A 274-nucleotide genomic window follows, 5' to 3' on the forward strand; every position below is an offset into this window, starting at 1 on the left:
CCGGGGCGGCATAGGACTTGGTGGTCTCGCCGGCCGCGAAGGTCAGGGTGGCACCGGTGCTCAGGGTCACGGTGAATGGCTTGTCGAGCGCTTTGTTCAAGGTAACGGTGAAGGTTGGCTCAGTCGCCTCATTCACAGACAGCTGATCGGCAGCGATGGTGACCTTGACCAAGTCGCCTTGGTCAGACCGCTCGTCAGTAACCGGAGTGCCAACCTCAGCCGTGACCACGGTGCTGACGGTATCTTTGCCCAGGCATCCTGGCCGAACTGACCG

At 61.7% G+C, this 274-nt stretch carries 1 protein-coding gene; it reads right to left on the reverse strand.

The genetic code is table 11. The features are described 5' to 3' along the window. Positions 1 to 274, reverse strand: a 274-nt coding sequence (locus GYA94_RS27510; RefSeq protein ID WP_161893535.1) for an immunoglobulin-like domain-containing protein, incomplete at both ends; no start/stop codon positions are given.

It is taken from the genome of Pseudomonas juntendi (assembly GCF_009932375.1).
Classification (GTDB): domain Bacteria; phylum Pseudomonadota; class Gammaproteobacteria; order Pseudomonadales; family Pseudomonadaceae; genus Aquipseudomonas; species Aquipseudomonas juntendi.